Source organism: Escherichia coli DSM 30083 = JCM 1649 = ATCC 11775, assembly GCF_003697165.2.
Taxonomy (GTDB): Bacteria; Pseudomonadota; Gammaproteobacteria; order Enterobacterales; family Enterobacteriaceae; genus Escherichia; species Escherichia coli.
Window position 1 is genome coordinate 1,505,840 of the sequence record NZ_CP033092.2, and the last position, 16,692, is coordinate 1,522,531.

11 protein-coding genes are annotated in these 16,692 nt (G+C 44.2%); 7 read left to right on the plus strand and 4 right to left on the minus strand.

Annotated features, from left to right (window positions below):
* The first annotated feature begins 118 nt into the window (after positions 1-118).
* The 4 genes from frc (at position 119) to yfdE (ending at position 5,350) form a co-directional block, all read left to right on the plus strand.
* Positions 119-1,369: a formyl-CoA transferase gene (frc, locus tag EAS44_RS08210; protein ID WP_000106759.1), complete on the plus strand. Its 1,251-nt coding sequence runs from the start codon at positions 119-121 to the stop codon at positions 1,367-1,369.
* A gap of 53 nt (positions 1,370-1,422) precedes the next feature.
* Positions 1,423-3,117, plus strand: a complete 1,695-nt coding sequence (gene oxc / locus EAS44_RS08215; protein WP_001283509.1) for an oxalyl-CoA decarboxylase — start codon at positions 1,423-1,425, stop codon at positions 3,115-3,117.
* A 69-nt stretch (positions 3,118-3,186) separates the two neighbouring features.
* Complete coding sequence (gene yfdV, locus EAS44_RS08220) at positions 3,187-4,131, plus strand: transporter YfdV (protein WP_000955028.1); 945 nt, start codon at positions 3,187-3,189, stop codon at positions 4,129-4,131.
* Between the two features lie 73 nt (positions 4,132-4,204).
* Positions 4,205-5,350 carry a CoA:oxalate CoA-transferase gene (gene yfdE / locus EAS44_RS08225; RefSeq protein ID WP_001331805.1) on the plus strand — a complete coding sequence of 382 codons (1,146 nt, stop codon included), beginning with the start codon at positions 4,205-4,207 and terminating at the stop codon, positions 5,348-5,350.
* Positions 5,351-5,405: 55 nt separating this feature from the next.
* On the opposite strand, the gene evgS is transcribed toward yfdE, so the two are convergent.
* Entirely contained in the window at positions 5,406-8,999 is a 3,594-nt protein-coding gene (evgS, locus tag EAS44_RS08230; protein ID WP_001331804.1) for an acid-sensing system histidine kinase EvgS, read from the minus strand.
* A gap of 4 nt (positions 9,000-9,003) precedes the next feature.
* A complete protein-coding gene (evgA, locus tag EAS44_RS08235; RefSeq protein WP_000991370.1) occupies positions 9,004-9,618 on the minus strand; it encodes an acid-sensing system DNA-binding response regulator EvgA in 615 nt (204 codons plus the stop codon).
* 415 nt (positions 9,619-10,033) lie between these two features.
* Between evgA and emrK the strand changes: the two genes are divergently transcribed.
* Together emrK and emrY are read left to right on the plus strand one after the other, a co-directional pair.
* The gene (emrK, locus tag EAS44_RS08240) at positions 10,034-11,197 is read left to right on the plus strand and encodes a multidrug efflux MFS transporter periplasmic adaptor subunit EmrK (RefSeq protein WP_000438675.1); all 1,164 of its coding nucleotides are present in this window, start codon (positions 10,034-10,036) and stop codon (positions 11,195-11,197) included.
* On the plus strand, positions 11,197-12,735 hold the full coding sequence (gene emrY, locus EAS44_RS08245; protein ID WP_001018723.1) for a multidrug efflux MFS transporter permease subunit EmrY: 1,539 nt from the start codon (positions 11,197-11,199) through the stop codon (positions 12,733-12,735). Before emrK ends, emrY begins: the two co-directional genes overlap by 1 nt.
* A gap of 107 nt (positions 12,736-12,842) precedes the next feature.
* Here emrY and dsdA read toward each other — a convergent pair whose 3' ends face one another.
* Positions 12,843-14,171, minus strand: a complete 1,329-nt coding sequence (gene dsdA / locus EAS44_RS08250) for a D-serine ammonia-lyase (protein WP_000426389.1) — start codon at positions 14,169-14,171, stop codon at positions 12,843-12,845.
* Between the two features lie 17 nt (positions 14,172-14,188).
* Positions 14,189-15,526, minus strand: coding sequence for a D-serine transporter DsdX (gene dsdX / locus EAS44_RS08255; RefSeq protein WP_000556035.1), 1,338 nt, complete (start codon positions 15,524-15,526; stop codon positions 14,189-14,191).
* A gap of 217 nt (positions 15,527-15,743) precedes the next feature.
* On the opposite strand from dsdX, the gene dsdC reads away from it, so the two are divergent.
* Positions 15,744-16,679 carry a DNA-binding transcriptional regulator DsdC gene (gene dsdC, locus EAS44_RS08260; RefSeq protein WP_001331803.1) on the plus strand — a complete coding sequence of 312 codons (936 nt, stop codon included), beginning with the start codon at positions 15,744-15,746 and terminating at the stop codon, positions 16,677-16,679.
* Positions 16,680-16,692 lie beyond the last annotated feature (13 nt).

Sequence of the window (16,692 nt, forward strand, 5' to 3'; positions counted from 1 at the left end):
CAGGAATTTAAAAATTTCGAGTGCAGCTACGACGATATTTTGCAGATTATTTATAGAGGCGTTATGCCTTAAATAAACGCTAAATTAACACATATTTAATTAACTAATAGGTATTGCTATGTCAACTCCACTTCAAGGAATTAAAGTTCTCGATTTCACCGGTGTGCAATCTGGCCCATCTTGTACTCAAATGCTGGCCTGGTTTGGCGCTGACGTCATTAAAATTGAACGTCCCGGCGTTGGTGACGTAACGCGCCACCAGCTGCGAGATATTCCTGATATCGATGCGCTTTACTTCACCATGCTTAACAGTAACAAACGTTCTATTGAATTAAATACCAAAACAGCGGAAGGCAAAGAGGTAATGGAAAAGCTGATCCGCGAAGCTGATATCTTAGTCGAGAACTTTCATCCAGGGGCCATTGATCATATGGGCTTCACCTGGGAGCATATTCAAGAAATCAATCCACGTCTGATTTTTGGTTCGATCAAAGGGTTTGATGAGTGTTCGCCTTATGTGAATGTAAAAGCCTATGAAAACGTTGCTCAGGCAGCGGGTGGCGCGGCATCTACTACAGGTTTTTGGGACGGTCCGCCGCTGGTAAGCGCTGCAGCGTTGGGTGACAGCAACACCGGAATGCATTTGCTGATCGGTTTACTTGCTGCTTTGCTGCATCGCGAAAAAACGGGGCGTGGGCAACGAGTCACCATGTCAATGCAGGATGCCGTGTTGAACCTTTGCCGCGTGAAATTACGCGACCAGCAGCGTCTCGATAAATTGGGTTATCTGGAAGAATACCCGCAGTATCCGAATGGCACATTTGGTGATGCAGTTCCCCGCGGTGGTAATGCGGGTGGGGGCGGTCAGCCTGGCTGGATCCTGAAATGTAAAGGCTGGGAAACCGATCCTAACGCCTATATTTATTTCACTATTCAGGAGCAAAATTGGGAAAACACCTGTAAAGCCATCGGCAAACCAGAATGGATTACCGATCCGGCATACAGTACAGCCCATGCCCGACAGCCACATATTTTCGATATTTTTGCTGAAATCGAAAAATACACTGTCACTATTGATAAACATGAAGCGGTGGCCTATTTGACTCAGTTTGATATTCCTTGTGCACCGGTTTTAAGTATGAAAGAAATTTCACTTGATCCCTCTTTGCGCCAAAGTGGCAGTGTTGTCGAAGTGGAACAACCGTTGCGTGGAAAATATCTGACAGTTGGTTGTCCAATGAAATTCTCTGCCTTTACGCCGGATATTAAAGCTGCGCCGCTATTAGGTGAACATACCGCTGCTGTATTGCAGGAGCTGGGTTATAGCGACGATGAAATTGCTGCAATGAAGCAAAACCACGCCATCTGATATTAACGGGGGCTTCTGGCTCCCAATTTATAAAAATTTCGAGGTTATTAATCATGTCAGATCAACTTCAAATGACAGATGGTATGCATATCATCGTTGAAGCATTAAAACAGAATAATATTGACACTATTTATGGTGTTGTAGGTATTCCTGTGACGGATATGGCGCGCCATGCCCAGGCGGAAGGCATTCGTTATATTGGTTTTCGTCATGAGCAGTCGGCAGGCTATGCCGCTGCAGCAAGCGGTTTTCTTACCCAAAAACCAGGGATCTGCCTGACAGTGTCTGCGCCAGGATTCCTCAACGGTTTGACCGCATTGGCCAATGCAACGGTAAATGGTTTTCCGATGATCATGATTAGCGGCTCCAGCGACCGCGCGATCGTCGATCTCCAGCAAGGTGATTATGAAGAGCTGGACCAAATGAATGCGGCAAAACCGTATGCCAAAGCAGCATTTCGCGTTAATCAGCCGCAGGATCTTGGCATTGCATTGGCACGCGCTATCCGGGTCTCAGTATCGGGTCGTCCTGGCGGTGTTTATCTTGATTTGCCAGCAAATGTCCTGGCCGCGACGATGGAAAAAGACGAAGCGTTAACCACGATTGTTAAAGTTGAAAATCCGTCGCCAGCATTATTGCCATGCCCGAAGTCAGTCACTAGCGCAATTTCGCTTTTAGCAAAAGCTGAACGACCATTAATTATCCTTGGCAAAGGCGCGGCGTATTCACAATCTGATGAACAGCTTCGTGAATTTATTGAAAGTGCCCAGATTCCATTCCTGCCAATGTCTATGGCGAAAGGGATCCTCGAAGATACGCATCCACTTTCTGCGGCAGCTGCGCGTTCGTTTGCCCTGGCAAATGCTGACGTTGTCATGCTTGTTGGTGCACGACTGAATTGGTTACTGGCACACGGTAAAAAAGGATGGGCGGCAGATACACAGTTTATTCAACTGGATATTGAACCGCAGGAAATTGACAGCAACCGCCCCATTGCTGTGCCAGTCGTTGGCGATATTGCATCCAGTATGCAAGGTATGCTGGCAGAATTGAAACAAAACACATTTACGACTCCACTGGTGTGGCGCGATATTTTAAATATCCACAAGCAGCAAAATGCACAAAAAATGCATGAAAAGTTAAGTACAGATACCCAACCATTAAATTACTTTAATGCATTGAGTGCCGTGCGCGATGTTTTGCGCGAGAACCAGGATATTTATTTAGTTAATGAAGGGGCAAATACCCTGGATAATGCACGAAATATTATTGATATGTATAAACCACGTCGTCGTCTGGATTGTGGCACCTGGGGTGTCATGGGCATCGGTATGGGCTATGCCATCGGTGCTAGCGTGACCTCTGGTTCTCCGGTTGTCGCTATTGAAGGTGATAGTGCTTTTGGTTTCAGTGGGATGGAGATTGAAACGATTTGTCGATATAACCTGCCGGTGACGATCGTTATTTTTAATAATGGCGGCATCTACAGAGGAGACGGTGTTGATCTCAGCGGCGCTGGTGCACCATCGCCAACGGATCTGTTGCACCATGCAAGGTATGACAAATTAATGGATGCGTTTCGTGGCCTTGGCTATAACGTCACCACGACAGATGAACTTCGTCATGCTTTAACCACCGGAATTCAGTCGCGCAAACCGACCATTATTAATGTGGTCATCGACCCAGCAGCAGGAACTGAAAGTGGCCATATTACCAAACTTAACCCAAAACAAGTCGCTGGTAATTAAATACTGACATCGTCTCCTCTTGCCAACTTATTATGCGATGGTGAGGGGACCCTTATCGGAAATACTATTATGCTAACATTTTTTATTGGCGATTTATTGCCTATTATCGTAATCATGCTGTTGGGTTATTTTAGCGGCAGACGAGAAACTTTTTCAGAAGATCAAGCTCGGGCATTTAATAAACTGGTATTAAACTACGCTCTTCCTGCGGCCCTATTTGTTTCTATTACCCGGGCAAACAGGGAAATGATTTTTGCGGACACTCGCCTGACCCTTGTATCACTTGTGGTTATTGTCGGATGTTTCTTTTTCTCCTGGTTTGGTTGCTACAAATTTTTTAAACGTACCCATGCAGAAGCAGCAGTATGTGCATTAATTGCAGGCTCACCTACCATCGGATTCCTGGGGTTTGCAGTTCTCGACCCTATTTATGGTGATTCCGTATCAACAGGTTTAGTGGTAGCAATTATTTCTATTATTGTTAACGCAATTACTATTCCTATTGGTCTGTATTTGCTGAATCCTTCCTCAGGAGCGGATGGTAAGAAGAATAGTAATCTGAGCGCATTAATTTCTGCGGCAAAGGAGCCAGTAGTATGGGCACCTGTTCTGGCAACGATCCTGGTGCTGGTTGGGGTAAAAATTCCGGCAGCATGGGACCCAACCTTTAATCTGATTGCGAAGGCTAACTCAGGGGTAGCGGTATTCGCTGCGGGGTTGACTCTGGCTGCACATAAATTCGAGTTCAGTGCCGAAATTGCTTATAACACTTTCCTGAAGCTGATTCTGATGCCACTGGCGCTGCTTCTCGTAGGTATGGCATGTCATTTGAATAGCGAACATTTGCAGATGATGGTACTGGCAGGCGCATTACCGCCGGCATTCTCCGGAATCATTATTGCCAGCCGGTTTAATGTCTACACCCGCACTGGTACAGCGTCATTGGCTGTGAGCGTACTGGGTTTTGTCGTCACGGCTCCTTTGTGGATTTATGTCAGTCGACTGGTTTCATAATTAATCATGTTATTGATTTTACATAAATGCCGAAGTGTCTTTTCACCTTCGGCTTTTTTCAAGGCATAAGCAAATGACAAATAATGAATGCAAAGGGCCGTTTGAAGGCTTATTAGTTATCGATATGACGCATGTCCTTAATGGGCCTTTCGGAACTCAACTTCTTTGTAATATGGGTGCAAGGGTAATTAAAGTTGAGCCGCCGGGTCATGGTGATGATACCCGCACATTTGGTCCCTATGTGGATGGACAGTCACTCTATTACAGTTTTATTAATCATGGCAAAGAGAGTGTGGTTCTTGATTTAAAGAATGATCACGATAAAAGTATATTTATAAATATGCTTAAACAAGCGGATGTATTAGCTGAGAATTTTCGCCCAGGTACAATGGAAAAACTAGGGTTTTCATGGGAAACGCTACAAGAAATCAACCCGCGCCTTATATATGCTTCATCGTCAGGTTTCGGACATACCGGTCCGCTAAAAGATGCTCCTGCCTACGATACCATCATTCAGGCAATGAGCGGGATAATGATGGAAACAGGATACCCTGATGCTCCGCCAGTGCGCGTTGGTACCTCTCTTGCGGATCTCTGTGGCGGTGTTTATTTATTCAGTGGAATAGTGAGTGCACTTTATGGCCGCGAAAAGAGCCAGAGAGGGGCGCATGTCGATATAGCGATGTTTGATGCCACTCTGAGTTTTCTGGAGCATGGACTGATGGCATATATCGCGACTGGGAAGTCACCACAACGCCTGGGAAATCGCCATCCCTACATGGCACCTTTTGATGTTTTCGATACTCAGGATAAGCCGATTACGATTTGTTGTGGTAATGACAAGCTTTTTTCTGTGTTATGCCAGGCACTGGAGCTTACAGAACTGGTTAATGATCCCCGATTTAGCAGCAATATTTTACGCGTACAAAACCAGGCTATTCTTAAACAATATATTGAGCGGACGTTAAAAACGCAGGCAGCTGAAGTTTGGTTAGCCAGAATACATGAAGTTGGTGTGCCCGTCGCGCCGTTATTAAGTGTGGCTGAGGCCATTAATTTACCACAAACTCAGGCGAGAAATATGTTGATTGAAGCCGGGGGAATAATGATGCCGGGTAATCCGATAAAAATCAGCGGCTGCGCGGACCCGCATGTTATGCCGGGAGCGGCAACGCTCGACCAGCATGGGGAACAAATTCGCCAGGAGTTCTCATCATAAATGTAAGATGTGCTGGTAAATAGCTCCCACATTTGAACATTGTGGGAGCCGCTATTTAGTCATTTTGCTGACAGAAAACAGTAATCTCCTGGTCCAGCTCTGCAATGTGTTCTTTTACAGAGTTCAGCAACTGAAGAATTTCAGGCTTACTGTCATCTGAAACAGGTGTTATTTCTAACTGGTGGCTAATATTAATCAACTTTTGCAAATTCAGGATGTTAGCCGCACCGTGGATGCGATGAATACACTGATGGAAAGTTCTGTTATCGCCAGCTTCTAGTGCATGAAACGCAGCGGGTAGATCTTTATGCGTTTCATGCTGGAAAGTCATGAGAATCTCCTGCATCAGTTGTAGATCATTCGCCGTATTATTCTTCAGGGCCTCGATATCAAGGTGGCGATACTGAGGTGCAATATGCGCAACCTGGTGTAACTGACTTAAATGTGTTTTCAGTACATCCAGAGTCAACGGTTTGAACAAACATAAGTTCATGCCGCAATTTAACCCTTTTTCACGTTCGTTAGCCTGTGCGTTGGCTGTAAGCCCCCAGATGGGTAAGGAAGAATTTTGCTCACGGAGTTTGCGAGTCAACTCAAAACCATCCATATTCGGCATATTAACGTCAGTAATAAGCAGATCATAATGTTGCATACTGACTTTGTGTAGCGCTTGCACACCATCAGTGGCTTCATCAACATCATATCCTAATAGATTTAGCTGGCGTTTGAGTAATAGCCTGTTGGTCGGATGATCATCCGCGATTAATATGCTCAACTTTTCAGGTAGTGTTATAGGTTGTTCTGCTTTTGCCTCGACAGCCGCCACTTGTTGGGTAATTTCTACCGGGATTGTGATCGTAAATATCGTTCCTATGCCTGGATGACTTTCTAATGACAAATCGCCCTGCATGTTTTTAATTAATTCTTTGCAGATCATTAAGCCTAAACCAGAACCTGTTTGCTGACGACCTGCACTTGTTTGGCTATAGCGTTTAAACAGTTGTTGTTGTTCTTCCTGCGATAATCCACTTCCAGAATCCATAATCGTCATTTTGATAACAGCGTGGTTGTCATCAATGTGACCCAGGGAGGTCGTAATTTTTACTGCCCCCTCGGTAGTAAATTTGAGAGCATTACTCAGTAAATTAGATAAGACCTGCTTAAACGCCTGAGGGTCGATCTTAACCAGGTAGCGTTCAGGAAGCGTACTGCTGCAACTTAATGCGATCGATTTGCTTGCAGCAATCGCAGCGAAAGAGTGACAAGTGTTCTGGACTAAAGTAGGGATATCGACCCATTGTGGTTGAAGTTGATAGTTACCCGATTCAATTTTGTCGACATCAAGGATTTCACCAATTAAGCCGAGGAGTGATTGTCCGGTGGCGTAGGCAAGTGAAATCGCCTCCACCCGTTGTTCCTTGCTAAGACCAGAACCCGACAGAAGTTCCAGGAAGCCCATAATGGAGCTTATTGGTGTTCTTATTTCGTGACTCATTGTTGCCAGAAACTGGCTTTTTGCGACAGTTGCATTGATCGCTTTATTTCTCTCTACTTCGAGTGCATGAATTAAATCACGCGTCTCGGTAATATCTTGCCAACCACAAATATAAACAGCATGTTCGCTTGCTGGCAGATTACATAAGGTATGCCAGTGATTAATGCATCTTTTCTCGATGCCATTATCAATTTCAAATACCTGTGTGTATATTGTTCGGTTTTCTTTCGTTTCTGCTGTGACTTCATGCGTATTAGAAAAAACATCTTTAAAGGGGGATTCACTGTTTTCTAATGGCAACATTGCATTTTTGTAGTAATCATCAGTGAAATAATGTTCAAATGCACTATTATGACTAATGACATTACCTTGCCAGTTTACAACATAAGTTGGATTCGGTAAGGAGTCCGAGAGTGCTTTCCGGAATGATATTTGGTTTTCTAAATCACCCTGAATAACTTTACGACGACGAACTGAGCGTAACAGGTAGAATCCCCATAAAAGGCTACTGCCAACTAATAAAACGGATAATGTCGTAACAATATAAAACTGCTCGCTATAGAGGTCCCATGTGTCAATGGTCACATTGGGCATTTTAATCCATTTTTCGGTCAGGCGCAGAACTTCGCTTGGGGGAATTGCATTCAGTGCTTTATTAATAATATCCTTAAGTTCCGGTTCTCCGCGAGGAAAAGCGAACGAAAGTGATGCATTCTGAACGCCGGGAATAAGAAAATGATAAAGTTCATTAGGATAGTAATGGTCGATCATGTAACGCGAATTTAACTGTGTCGCGACCAGAGCATCAAGTTCACCTTCCTTGACCTTGTGAAATGCAGCGCTGGCGTTATCGACTTTTATCCACTCTACCTCCGGATACATCTCTTTTAATTGCGAATGAAGCTCATAATAATATGGAATGGCAACTTTCATTCCTTTTTTTAATGTTTGTTCACTGTCAGGCGCTTTTTGCATGACAAAAACGTAAGGCGTTGTTATGAAGACTTCAGCAAATGAAACATTATTTTCTCGATCTTCACTATAAATAGCGGCGGGCAATATATCCCATCCACCGGGGTTAAGCTGTGTCCCAGCATGAATATTATGTGAAACGGTGATCGGAGAAAAATTTAAACCTGTTTGCAAGGTAATAATATTAAGAATATCACCCATCACGCCCCGAACTGAGCCAGTTTCATCTGTCATAGAATAGGGTGGCGAGTAAGGATTTTCCAGCACCTTTAAATCGGGATGCTGCTTAATCCACTGTTTTTCATGTTCAGTGAGTTCTAATGGTTTGTTCAGAAAGGCCAGGTTTCCTGTATCAAGCCAATTTTGTGATACTTCATAGCGAACTTCATTTGTTAAAGCATCAACAAATCGATTGAGTACTTCATTAAGAACGATTGAATCTTTTCTGGTTAATAAAAAGTTATATTGACGCGGTGAGTTATAATACTTCACTACATTTAAGGAGTGAGTAAAATAACGGGAAATCATACTGCTGGTAATGATGTTACTACCAATAAAGTAATCATTCTGTCCGGCTGAGACGGATGCTAATGCCTGATATAAATTTGTAAAAGAGATAATTGTTGCTTTTGGAAATGATTGATGAATTACCTCGTCTGGGGGATAATTTGCTACTCGAGCAATATTTACTGGTTTTGATGAGGTAAGCGGTCGCATTGAATCGTGAAGGGTAGTGACCAGCGCCGGAAAGGTAATTATCAGAGGATTAGTTGCAGCAATGTCATCATTAAGAGGCGGCGAAGCAACTAAATGTGATAACACTATATCAACTTCACCGTCTTCCAGCGCGTCCATTGCTTTTTGATGATCTGCGTATTCCCGGAGTGTTAATTTGATATTTAACGCTCTTTTTAAAAGATTTAAATAATCAGCATTAATACCACGAATCCGTTGCTGCGAATCGGTATGCAACAACGTAGCTGTTTGGGACTTGTGTACTGCAATCACAAGATTTTTTTTGCTCGCGAGCCAACGTAATTCCTTGTTGCTCAGACGTAGTGGATCAAGTGTGACACGGTTGTTACTACTGATGCCACGATATTCGATGTAATCTCCGTCTGCGAAGCTTATGGTCGACCAAAGACCACAACAGAGAAGAAAAATATAGGGTAAAAACTTCATGTGGTTAGCCGATTTTGTTACGTTGTGCGAATGTGTAAAGATCCATCAGTGATTTGCATTCTAATTTTTCCATCAAGCGACTTTTATAAGTGCTGACAGTTTTGTTGCTGATGAACATTTTTTCAGCAATGTCATTATTATCCTTGCCATCAAGAATATACCGCATGACACTAATTTCTTGTTTCGATAAGGAGTCGAGTTTTTGCTGGTCGGACGTTAAACTTCCAACAAACCGGTTGAGAGAGAAGGGGAAATAGCAGTAGCCATTTTTTGCAGCTTCAATAGCCGCAATGATATTGTTCATGCCTTCTTTTTTACTCACGAAACCATTAGCGCCAGCATCAGCACAATGTTTCCCGTAAAAATGGTCATTTTTAGCGGAGACAATAATAATAATTCCGCTATATTGGCGCTTTCTCAGCGTTTCTAACACCTGGATACCGTTAACTCCGGGGATATCGACATCAATGATGACGATATCAGGCTTAAGTGTTTCCACCCGCTGAACGGCGCTTCCGCCTTCAGTCAACTCTGCTAAGATTTCAATATCGTTTTTGATCAATAAATTACGAATTGCTGCGATAGCAAGAGGATGGTCATCAATAATTATTGCGTTCATAGATTATTCCCTTTGCAATGAAGCATTTCCCTTCTCCTTGTAGTAATACAGACATAAGGTATCATCTCATTTTCTCAATAAAAATAAGAAAATTTGAGCTTCCTTTAAGATAATTCGACAAGTATACCATATAAATAGTCGGCATAAATAAAATGTCAACAATAAAATCAGGGATGATACCGATGATTTATAGTTTCAAATGAGCACTATAAGTTTTCTCACTAATCCTACAGGCGTAAGAATTGTATTGCAAAAGCCGCGGTTTAGTCCTCTGTTGTTTTTTTTGCACCTCATTTAAATTAGCCCTCCAACGTTCCTGGGATAATGTGCAAAACATGCACTGTGTTTGATATGAAGAATGAATACTCTTTTCATTCAATTCATAAATTTCATCTATGCGAAATGAGAGATAATAGTGGAACAGGTTAATTCAAATAAAAAACATTCTGACAGAAGAAAGTATTTTGCTTTGTTAGCGGTAGTTTTATTTATTGCGTTTTCAGGTGCCTATGCCTATTGGTCAATGGAATTAAAAGACATGATTAGTACAGATGACGCCTATGTCACGGGAAATGCAGATCCAATTTCTGCACAAGTCTCAGGCAGTGTCACTGTCGTTAATCATAAAGATACGAACTACGTTCGACAAGGTGACATTTTAGTTTCACTGGATAAAACTGATGCCACTATCGCACTCAATAAAGCTAAAAATAATCTGGCAAATATTGTTCGGCAAACGAATAAACTATACTTACAGGATAAACAATACAGTGCCGAAGTCGCTTCAGCACGTATTCAGTATCAACAATCTTTAGAAGATTATAACCGTCGTGTGCCTTTAGCGAAGCAAGGGGTTATTTCAAAAGAAGCGCTGGAGCATACCAAAGATACGTTAATAAGTAGCAAAGCGGCATTGAATGCTGCTATCCAGGCTTATAAAGCGAATAAAGCTTTAGTAATGAACACACCATTAAACCGTCAGCCACAAGTCATTGAAGCTGCAGATGCAACCAAAGAAGCCTGGTTGGCGCTTAAACGTACGGATATTAAGAGTCCGGTTACCGGTTATATTGCCCAAAGAAGTGTTCAGGTCGGCGAAACAGTGAGTCCCGGACAATCGTTAATGGCTGTCGTACCGGCGCGTCAAATGTGGGTTAATGCCAACTTTAAAGAAACACAACTCACGGATGTACGGATTGGTCAATCGGTCAATATTATCAGCGATCTTTATGGTGAAAATGTTGTGTTTCATGGTCGGGTGACAGGGATCAATATGGGAACCGGCAATGCGTTCTCCTTATTACCTGCACAAAATGCGACAGGGAACTGGATCAAAATCGTTCAGCGTGTACCGGTTGAAGTTTCTCTGGATCCAAAAGAACTCATGGAACACCCTTTGCGCATTGGTTTATCGATGACTGCTACTATTGATACGAAGAATGAAGACATTGCCGAGATGCCCGATCTGGCTTCAACCGTGACGTCCATGCCTGCTTATACCAGTAAGGCTTTAGTTATCGATACCAGTCCGATAGAAAAAGAAATTAGCAACATTATTTCGCATAATGGACAACTTTAATGGCAATCACTAAATCAACTCCTGCACCATTAACCGGTGGGACGTTATGGTGCGTCACTATTGCATTGTCATTAGCGACGTTTATGCAAATGTTGGATTCCACTATTTCTAACGTCGCAATACCGACAATATCTGGCTTTCTGGGAGCATCAACAGACGAAGGCACCTGGGTTATCACCTCGTTTGGCGTAGCAAATGCCATTGCGATCCCTGTTACCGGCAGGCTGGCACAAAGAATAGGCGAATTAAGGTTATTTTTACTTTCAGTAACCTTTTTTTCGCTGTCTTCATTAATGTGTAGTTTATCGACCAATCTTGATGTGCTGATATTTTTTAGAGTCGTTCAGGGGTTAATGGCGGGGCCGTTAATTCCACTGTCACAGAGTTTATTATTAAGGAATTATCCACCAGAAAAAAGAACATTTGCTCTGGCATTATGGTCAATGACCGTGATTATCGCTCCGATATGTGGGCCGATATTGGGCGGCTATATTTGCGATAACTTTAGCTGGGGTTGGATATTTTTAATCAATGTCCCTATGGGGATTATCGTCCTGACATTATGCTTAACCTTACTTAAAGGACGAGAAACTGAGACTTCACCGGTCAAAATGAATCTACCAGGACTGACCCTGTTAGTGCTCGGTGTTGGTGGCTTGCAAATTATGCTTGATAAAGGGCGCGATCTGGATTGGTTCAACTCGAGTACAATAATACTACTAACAGTAGTATCAGTTATTTCTCTGATCTCTTTAGTCATTTGGGAGTCGACCTCAGAGAATCCGATTCTTGACCTCAGTTTGTTTAAGTCCCGTAATTTCACCATTGGTATTGTGAGTATCACATGCGCGTATTTATTTTACTCTGGAGCGATAGTTCTTATGCCGCAGTTACTCCAGGAAACGATGGGGTATAATGCGATATGGGCCGGACTTGCCTATGCGCCCATCGGTATCATGCCGCTATTAATATCACCTTTGATAGGACGTTATGGCAACAAAATTGATATGCGGTTGTTGGTGACATTTAGTTTTTTGATGTATGCGGTTTGCTATTACTGGCGTTCTGTGACATTTATGCCAACGATTGATTTTACAGGCATCATTTTGCCACAGTTTTTTCAGGGATTCGCCGTTGCCTGTTTCTTTTTACCCTTAACAACGATTTCGTTTTCAGGCTTGCCAGATAATAAATTTGCCAATGCCTCGAGTATGAGTAATTTTTTTCGCACCTTGTCAGGATCAGTTGGTACGTCGTTGACAATGACACTGTGGGGACGCCGCGAATCGTTACACCATAGTCAGTTGACAGCAACCATCGATCAATTTAACCCCGTGTTTAATTCATCGTCACAAATTATGGATAAATACTATGGTTCGCTTTCAGGAGTTCTTAATGAAATTAATAATGAAATAACTCAGCAGTCACTTTCTATTTCTGCAAATGAGATTTTCCGTATGGCGGCTATTGCTTTTATCTTACTTACGGTTTTGGTTTGGTTTGCGAAACCGCCGTTTACAGCGAAAGGCGTTGGGTGATGGAAAAAGAGGAGGCTATAGCAGGTAAAACGGCAGAATCTTAAGTCTGCGTCATCGGCAGCATCGCTCACCCAGGGAAAGGATGGCGATGCTGCGTTGAAACGTTATTAACGGCCTTTTGCCAGATATTGATTCATCTCTTCTTCCGGCACCATTCCACCTCCCGTCGCCCACACCAGATGAGTGGCATTACGCAGTTGTTCTGCGCTGAAACCGTGCATCTGTTGGTAACTTACTGATGCGCACACGCGCTGAGGCCCGGCCATACCCGCCAGTGCCGATGGTTCAAGACGAATACCTTCTTCCTGCGCCAACCAGCTAAGCATGTCATACATGGTTTGATCGCTAAGGGTATAGAAGCCATCCAGCAGACGCTCCATTGCCCGCCCGACAAAGCCCGATGCGCGACCAACCGCAAGGCCATCGGCAGCGGTAAGGTTGTCGATGCCAATATCCTGAACAGAAATCTGATCGTGTAATCCGGTATGGACGCCTAATAACATACACGGGGAGTGCGTTGGTTCGGCAAAAAAGCAGTGAACATGATCGCCAAACGCCAGTTTAAGTCCGAATGCGACGCCACCAGGACCACCGCCAACACCACACGGCAGATAGACAAACAGAGGGTTATCAGCATTGACGATGCGACCTTGCTGAGCAAATTGTGCCTTAAGACGCTGGCCTGCGACGGAATATCCAAGGAACAACGTGCGGGAATTCTCGTCATCAATAAAGAAACAGTTCGGGTCAGACTGCGCTGCTTTACGTCCTTCCTCGACAGCAACACCATAATCTTGCTCGTATTCCACGACAGTAACGCCATGACTGCGCAGTTTCGCTTTTTTCCAGGCGCGGGCATCAGCAGACATATGCACCGTTACTTTAAAGCCGATGCGGGCGCTCATAATACCAATTGATAACCCCAGATTTCCGGTTGATCCCACAGCAATACTGTATTGGCTAAAGAACTGTTTAAACTCCGGGGAAAGCAGTTTGCTGTAATCATCCTCAAGTGTCAGCAAACCCGCTTCCAGAGCCAGTTTTTCAGCATGGGCCAGGACTTCATAAATCCCGCCACGTGCTTTTATGGAGCCGGAAATCGGCAAATGGCTGTCTTTTTTTAGTAGCAATTGCCCGGCGATCGGCTGGTGATATTCCTTTTCCAGCCGTTTTTGCATAGCAGGAATAGCAACCAGTTCTGATTCAATAATCCCCCCCGCGGCAGCCGTTTCAGGAAATGCTTTTGCCAGATACGGCGCAAAACGAGACAGGCGCGCATGGGCGTCCTGAACATCCTGTTCGGTCAGGCCAACATAAGGTAAACCTTCTGCCAATGAGGTCGTGCCAGGATTAAACCAGGTGGTTTCTTTAAGAGCAACCAGATCCTCTACCAACGGATACTGGGCGATGAGCGAATTCATTTTAGCGTTTTCCATAGTACGTCTCTTTGCGCTTAGATGATAAATGACAGCAGGAATGTGCCCGCCAGAGCGATGACTGAAGCGATAAATGTCGCTGTCGTATAGTATTTAAATGTTTCATTGAGCGTAGCACCGCAATATTGCTTCACCAGCCAGAAAAGCGAGTCCGTAACGATCGTGCAGCCAATCGCACCTGAACCGATGGCAATTGCAATAATTTCCGGGCTGATGTCGGGATACAGCGGCAGCATGGGTGCAACAATTGCCGTTGCCCCCATCATTGCCACCGTAGCGGAGCCCACTGCAGCATGCAGAATAAGTGCCACCAACCAGGCCAGAAGAATCGGGTGCATATGCATATTGGAGAGAATAACTGCCAGCGTATCAGCGAGACTGCTGCTTTTTAAAATGGCGTTGAATGCGCCTCCGGCCCCGATAATCAGCAAAATATTAGCAATAGAACCGAAACCATTTTCCGTATGTGTGAGCATCGTCCCCATGCTCATATGCTGACGTATACCCAACACATAATAGGCGACAAATACGGCGATAAACATGGCAGTGATAGGGTTGCCAATAAACTCAAGCAAGGTATACAAACCACTCTCACGCGCCATATTCAATTCGGCAATCGTTTTAACCAACATCAGCGCAATGGGTAGCAGTATGGTGAATAACGTTGCGCCTAATGACGGTAGTGTTTTTTCATCGCGAACTTTGAGATCGGCAAACTCTGTGGGTACAGGTTTAAAGGGCAGTCGTTGCCCCAGAAATTTAAGGAAAAGTGGGCCACCGATCAGTGATGCCATCAGCCCAACCAGCAAACCGTAGACGATCACCGAACCGATATCTGCGCCCAGCTTATTGGCAACATATAAAGCAGCCGGATGTGGGGGAACCACGCAGTGCACTGCCATCAATGCGGTACACAGCGGAATGGCCAGCTTTAACAATGAGGTATTGGTTTTTTTGGCAATTGAAAAAGCCAGAGGAATCAATAGCACGACGCCCACTTCAACAAACAGCGTGATGCCGCAAATCAGGCCAACCAGCACCATAATGACATCAGCTGAAAGCCACCGGCAGCGTTGAAGTGTCAGACCAATTCTTTCTGCGGCCCCGGATACTTCCATCATTTTTCCCAGTATCGTGCCAAGGCCGATAACCGCAGCGAGGAACCCCAGCGTTCCGCCAATTCCACTTTCAATAGCATTTACCATATCCAGTGGCCCCATGCCCATCATCGTTCCCACGAAGAAGCTGGCCAGCAACAGCGCCAGAAACGGGTGGAATTTGAACTTCACGATGGTCAGTACAATTAACACGATGCTGATAAGCAGCGTGCTCACAACCCAGATTTGAGAGTGCATATCTCACCTTCCCCTGTGATTAACCTGATGATATTGGACAAAAAAACAACGCAGGCTGACAAACGATAAAATTTGCCTTTCACGTGAGCTAAATTGCATCAATGGAGTGATTTACATCTAAAAATGAAGGTGAATTGAGATATGGTTCACTTTAGCTCACCTAGAAGCTGAAATTTTGCCGCTATTTTTTTACACTTAAGAGAAAAATGAGGTGATTATGGAACCCCTTCGTGAAATAAGAAATCGACTGCTTAACGGCTGGCAACTATCAAAACTGCATACTTTTGAAGTGGCTGCCAGGCATCAGTCCTTCGCCCTTGCGGCAGAGGAATTGTCGCTGAGCCCCAGTGCGGTAAGTCACCGTATCAATCAGCTGGAAGAAGAATTAGGTATTCAGTTGTTTGTTCGTTCCCATCGCAAAGTGGAATTAACGCACGAGGGGAAACGTGTTTATTGGGCGCTAAAATCGTCGCTGGATACCCTGAATCAGGAAATTCTGGATATCAAAAATCAGGAGTTATCGGGAACGTTAACGTTGTATTCCCGGCCCTCTATCGCCCAATGCTGGTTGGTGCCCGCATTAGGTGACTTTACACGCCGATATCCGTCTATTTCGCTCACCGTGCTCACTGGTAATGACAATGTCAATTTGCAACGTGCCGGAATCGATTTGGCGATCTACTTTGATGATGCGCCGTCAGCGCAATTGGCTCATCACTTTCTGATGGATGAAGAAATCCTGCCAGTTTGCAGCCCGGAGTACGCTCATAGACATGATTTAACCAACACGGTAATTAACCTGCGTCACTGTACGTTGCTCCATGACAGACAGGCATGGAGCAACGACTCCGGTACGGATGAATGGCATAGTTGGGCGCAACATTATGCGGTTAATTTGCCGACATCTTCTGGAATTGGCTTTGATCGCTCTGATTTAGCCGTTATCGCCGCGATGAATCATATTGGGGTGGCGATGGGAAGGAAACGTCTGGTACAAAAAAGGCTTGCCAGTGGTGAGCTCGTCGCGCCGTTTGGCGATATGACGGTGAAATGCCATCAGCATTATTACATCACTACATTACCGGGCAGGCAGTGGCCAAAAATTGAGGCATTTATTACTTGGTTAAGAGAACAGGTAAAAACCACTTCATAATGAATAAGACCAC